The 5,467-nt window shown below is 63.3% G+C and carries 3 protein-coding genes; all 3 read right to left on the reverse strand.

The window, feature by feature from the left end; genetic code table 11:
* Positions 1–55: 55 nt before the first annotated feature.
* The gene (locus L981_RS27700) at positions 56–3,196 is read right to left on the reverse strand and encodes an efflux RND transporter permease subunit (protein ID WP_043624117.1); all 3,141 of its coding nucleotides are present in this window, start codon (positions 3,194–3,196) and stop codon (positions 56–58) included.
* Between the two features lie 10 nt (positions 3,197–3,206).
* Positions 3,207–4,430: an efflux RND transporter periplasmic adaptor subunit gene (locus L981_RS27705; RefSeq protein WP_043624120.1), complete on the reverse strand. Its 1,224-nt coding sequence runs from the start codon at positions 4,428–4,430 to the stop codon at positions 3,207–3,209.
* 256 nt (positions 4,431–4,686) lie between these two features.
* Positions 4,687–5,467, reverse strand: a 781-nt coding sequence (locus L981_RS27710) for an ABC transporter ATP-binding protein (RefSeq protein WP_043624122.1), incomplete at its 5' end; no start/stop codon positions are given.

Here is a 5,467-nt window from a genome sequence, read left to right on the forward strand (position 1 = left end):
GCATTGATTCCTCCTCATGCGACGGCCCGCCAGAGGCGGGCCGTCCAATCTTGTTTTACTCGGCGGGTGTGGGGTTTTCTGCGGCTGTCGGTGTGTTTTCCACCTTCTTTCGGCTGAAGAGCTTCGTGACGAACACGAAGAATACAGGAACGAAGAAGATGGCGAGCACCGTTGCCGAGATCATCCCGCCCATGACGCCCGTGCCGATGGCGCGCTGGCTGCCGGAGCTGGCACCCGTGGCGATCGCCAGCGGCAGAACGCCGAGCGTGAAGGCCAGCGACGTCATCAGGATCGGCCGGAAGCGCAAGTGTGCCGCCTCCAGCGTCGCGTCGATCAGCGACTTGCCCTGCTCGCGCAGTTCCTTGGCAAACTCGATGATCAGGATCGCGTTCTTGGCCGAGAGGCCGATGATCGCGATCAGGCCGACCTTGAAGTACACGTCGTTCGGCATGTCGCGCATCATCACGGCGAGAACCGAGCCGATGACGCCGAGCGGAACGACCATGATCACCGCGACCGGGATCGACCAGCTCTCATAGAGGGCGGCAAGGCACAGGAAGACCAGAAGGCACGACAGCGCGATCAGGAGAGGCGCCTGGGTACCGGATTGGATTTCCTGCAGGGACTGGCCGGTCCACTCGTAGCCGAAGCCTGCCGGGAGCTCGCCCGCAAGCCTCTGCATCTCGGCGATCGCGTCACCCGACGAGTAGCCGTGGGCTGCTTCGCCGCTGATACGCACCGACGGGTAGCCGTTGTAGCCGATCGTCTGGGTCGATGCCTTGACCCACTCGACGGTCGCAAAGGCCGAGAGCGGCACCATGCCGCCATTGGCGTTGCGAACGTTGAGGTTCAGCAGATCAGTCGTCTGCATGCGCTGACCCTCGTCCGCCTGCACCGTCACGCGCTGCATGCGGCCGGCATTCGGGAAGTCGTTGACATAGGACGAGCCAAGGTTGGTCGAGATCGTCGAGTTGATATCGGCGAAGGTCACGCCGAAGGTGTTGGCCTTCTCGCGGTCGATGGTCACGCTGACCTGAGCCGCATCGGGCATGCCTTCGAAACGAACGCCGGTGACGATCTTGCTCTCAGCCGCAAGGCCGAGAAGCTGGTCGCGGGCCTGCGACAGAGCCGCCTCGCCGAGACCGCCGCGATCCTGCAGACGGAAGGAGAAGCCGCCTGTGGTGCCGAGTCCCTGGATCGCCGGCGGCGACAGCGCGAAGCTGATCGCATCCTTGATCTGGCTCATCGCCATCGTTGCCCGCATGGCAATCGACTGGGCAGCATTGTCGGCGTCGCGTTCGCTCCAGTCCTTCAGCGTCACGAAGGCGAGCGCTGCGTTCTGTCCGGTGCCGAAGAAGGAGAAGCCGTTGATCGCGATGATGCGTTCGACAGCCGGCTCCGTGCCGAAGATGTTCTCGGCCTGCTCAACCACCTCGGTCGTACGGTTGCCCGTCGCCTCGGAGGGGAGCTGCATCATGACGATCACGAAGCCTTGGTCTTCGTCCGGAAGGAACGACGACGGCAGCTTCATGAACAGCCAGCCGAGGCCGGCAAGCACGGCGACATAGACGATCATGTAACGGCCGGTCCGGTGGACCAGACGCTTCACGATGCCGCTATAGCCATGTGAGGTCTTGTCGAACGAGCGGTTGAACCAGCCGAAGAAGCCGCGCTTGGCGTGGTGGTGGCCTTTGGGAACCTGCTTGAGGAAGCTGGCGCACAAGGCTGGCGTCAGCGACAGGGCAAGCAGCGCCGAGAACAGGATCGACACGACCATCGTCAGCGAGAACTGGCGATAGATCACGCCGACGGCGCCCGGGAAGAAGGCCATCGGAATGAACACCGAAGCCAGAACCAGCGTGATGCCGATGACGGCGCCGGTGATCTGCTTCATCGCCTTGCGGGTTGCATCCTTCGGCGTCAGTCCCTCTTCGGACATGATGCGTTCGACGTTTTCGACGACGATGATCGCATCGTCGACGAGAATACCGATCGCCAGCACCATGCCGAACATGGTGAGCACGTTGATCGAGAAGCCCATCGCCAGCATCACCGCGCAGGTGCCGAGCAGGGCGACCGGTACGACGAGCGTCGGGATGATGGTGTAGCGGATGTTCTGCAGGAACAGGAACATCACGACGAAGACGAGCGCGACGGCTTCGAGCAGCGTCTTAAGCACCTTCTCGATCGAAACGGCAACGAACGGCGAAGTGTCGTAGGGAACCGAATACTCGAGACCCTGCGGGAAGAACTTCGACAGTTCGTCCATGCGCTCCTTGATCGCGGCCGATGTCGACATGGCGTTGCCGCTCGGCGACAGCTGCACGGCGATAGCCGCAGACGGCTTGCCGTTCAGGCGGGTCGAGAACGCATAGCTCTCGCCGCCGATTTCGACGCGGGCGACATCGCGCAGCCGAACGGAGGAACCGTCCGGATTGGCGCGAAGCACGATCGCTCCGAATTCCTCGGCGCTCGACAGCTGGCCCTTGACGACGACGGGGGCACTGATCTGCTGTGTGATCGGGTTCGGCTGGGCGCCGATCGAACCCGATGCGATCTGTGCGTTCTGGGCCTGGATCGCATTGGTCACGTCGCCGGCCGTCAGGTTGAGGCCGAGCATCTTGTCCGGATCGAGCCAGATGCGCATCGAGCGTTCGGTGGCAAACAGCTGCGCACGGCCGACGCCGGGCACGCGCTGGACTTCGTTCAGAACGTTGCGGCTGAGATAGTCGCCGAGAGCGATGGCATCCATCTGGCCGTCGGTCGAGGTGAGCGCGACGATCATCAGGAAGCCGGAGCCGGCTTCATCGACCTGCACGCCCTGGCGCTTGACCGAATCGGGCAGGCGCGGTTCGACGCGGCGAACGCGGTTCTGAATGTCGACGGCCGCCTGTCCCGGGTCGGTGCCCGGTGCAAAGGTGGCGCTGATTTCGACCGAGCCGGAGGCGCTGGAAGTCGACTCGAAATAGAGCAGGCCTTCGACGCCGTTCAGCTCATTTTCGATCAGCCGAGTGACGCTCTGGTAGGTGTCCTGGGACGACGCCCCGGGATAGCTCGTGTTGATGGAGATCTGCGGCGGTGCGACATCAGGATATTGCGATACCGGCAGAAGCGGTATCGCGATGATGCCGGCGAGCATGATGAAGATCGCCACCACCCAGGCAAAAATAGGCCTGTCGATGAAAAAACTGGGCATTAATCAGCACTCACTTTGTGGCTTCAGCGGGCTTTTCGTCGGCAGAGGCCGTCGTCTGCGCTGCTTCGGCAGTCGGCTTGGCGTCCGGGTTCCAGTCCGTCGGTTCGACGGGGGCACCGGGGCCGATCTTCTGGAAGCCCTCGACGATGATCTTCTCGCCGGCCTTGAGACCGGAGGTCACCTGCCAGCGGGTGCCGATCGTGCGGCCGAGGGTCACGTTGCGGAACTCGACCTTGTTGTCGGCGCCGACGATATAGACCTGCGACTGGCCGGCGTTGTTGCGCTGGACGGCCTGCTGCGGAACGGTGATCGCGTCCTTCTCGACGCCCTGCTGCACGAGCACGCGAACATACATGCCGGGAAGCAGGTCGTTGTCGGGGTTCGGGAACTCACCGCGCAGGGTTACCTGGCCGGTCGTCGCATCGACGGCGGCTTCCGAGAACAGGAGCTTGCCCTTGTGCTCGTAGGCCGTGCCGTCGTCGAGCACGAGCTGGACTTCGGCTTCCTCGCCGTCGCCGTTCATCATCTTGCCGTCCTCGAGCGCCTTGCGCAGGCGGATGAGGTCGGTCGCCGACTGGGTGAAGTCGGCGTAGAGCGGGTCGAGCTGCTGGATCGTCGCGAGGTTTTCCGAGCTGTTGGTGCTGACGAGCGCGCCTTCGGTGATCAGCGCACGGCCGATGCGGCCGCTGATCGGTGCGGTCACGTCGGCATATTGCAGGTCGAGCTTGGCCGCTGCGAGGCCGGCTTCGGCGATCGCGACATCGGCGTCGGCGGTCGCAAGCAGCGCAGCCGCATCTTCCAATTGCTGCGCGGCGACGACGTTCGCCTTCCTCAGTTGTTCCTGGCGATCGGCCTTCTGCTGGGCCTGCTGGCGAATGGATTGGGCGCGCCGAAGCGTTGCCTCCGCCTTTTCGACCTGAACGCGGAAGGGCGCAGGATCGATGCGGTAAAGCACATCGCCCTCATTGACCTTGGAGCCCTGCTGGAAGACGCGTTCGACGACAATGCCGGAAACGCGCGGACGGACCTCGGCGACGCGGGTCGCGGCGATGCGGCCCGGCAGCTCGTTGGTGATCGGCAGGGTTTCGGCCTTGGTCGTGAAGACCGCGACGGCGGACGGTGGGAATGCGGCGGCGCCCTGTTGTGCTTCCTCTTTCTGGCAGCCGGAAAGAAGAATCACAGTTGCCAAGGCGGCGGCCAGTGTCGGTCGGTTCATGCGCATAGCGATGTCCATATTCGGTGACCGCAGGCGACAGGTGCATCTCGCAAGGTGCCCGTACGGTCCGGAAGTGAAGGGGAGCAGAACCGGTATCGCTTGGGGAAAATACCGGAAAGCTAATATACAAACACAAATGTATGTTAAATTGCTTTGCGGCGCAACAGAGTCGTTCAGCACGGACAATCAAAAAATAAATCAACCGCCACAGGGGTTTAAGCCCATGGCGGTTGCTTTTCACGTAGCTGTGATGAGGCCTCGGCCTCAAAGCGGATCAGGCGAGAACGCGGTCGTCGTCGCCGAAACGGTGCATGGCGCCGACCGTCGGCGTCGCATAGACGATGTCGTCAGGCGCGTAGCGATGTTCGCCGAAGAGGCGGACGGTGATGGTGCCGACCTGCTCGCTGTCGATGTAGACGATGGTATCGGCGCCGAGGTGCTCGACATGCACCACCTTGCCCTTCCAGTCGCCGCTCTCGCGCGAAAGCGCCATGTGCTCCGGGCGGATGCCGATCGTCTTGGCTTTGACATCGCCGAGCCGGGCGCCCTCGATGAAGTTCATCTGCGGCGAGCCGATGAAGCCAGCGACGAAGACGTTGGCCGGACGATTGTAGAGATCCATCGGCGAGCCGATCTGCTCGATCTGGCCGGCGTTCAAGACGACGATCTTGTCGGCGAGCGTCATCGCCTCCACCTGGTCGTGGGTCACGTAGATCATCGTTGCCTTCAGGCTGCGATGCAGCCGGGCAATCTCGAGCCGGGTGTTGACGCGCAAGGCTGCGTCGAGGTTCGAAAGCGGCTCGTCGAACAGGAAGAGCTTCGGTTCGCGCACGATCGCGCGGCCGATCGCCACGCGCTGGCGCTGGCCGCCGGAAAGCTCGGCCGGGCGACGAGCGAGGTAGGGATCGAGCGACAGCATGCTCGCTGCCTTGCCGACCTTGTCCTCGATCTCCGCCTTCGGCGCGCCGGCCTGCTTCAGGCCAAGGCCCATGTTGTCCTTCACCGACAGGTGCGGATAGAGCGCATAGGACTGGAACACCATGGCGATGCCGCGC

It is taken from the genome of Ensifer sp. ZNC0028, assembly GCF_000799055.1.
Lineage (GTDB): Bacteria > Pseudomonadota > Alphaproteobacteria > Rhizobiales > Rhizobiaceae > Ensifer.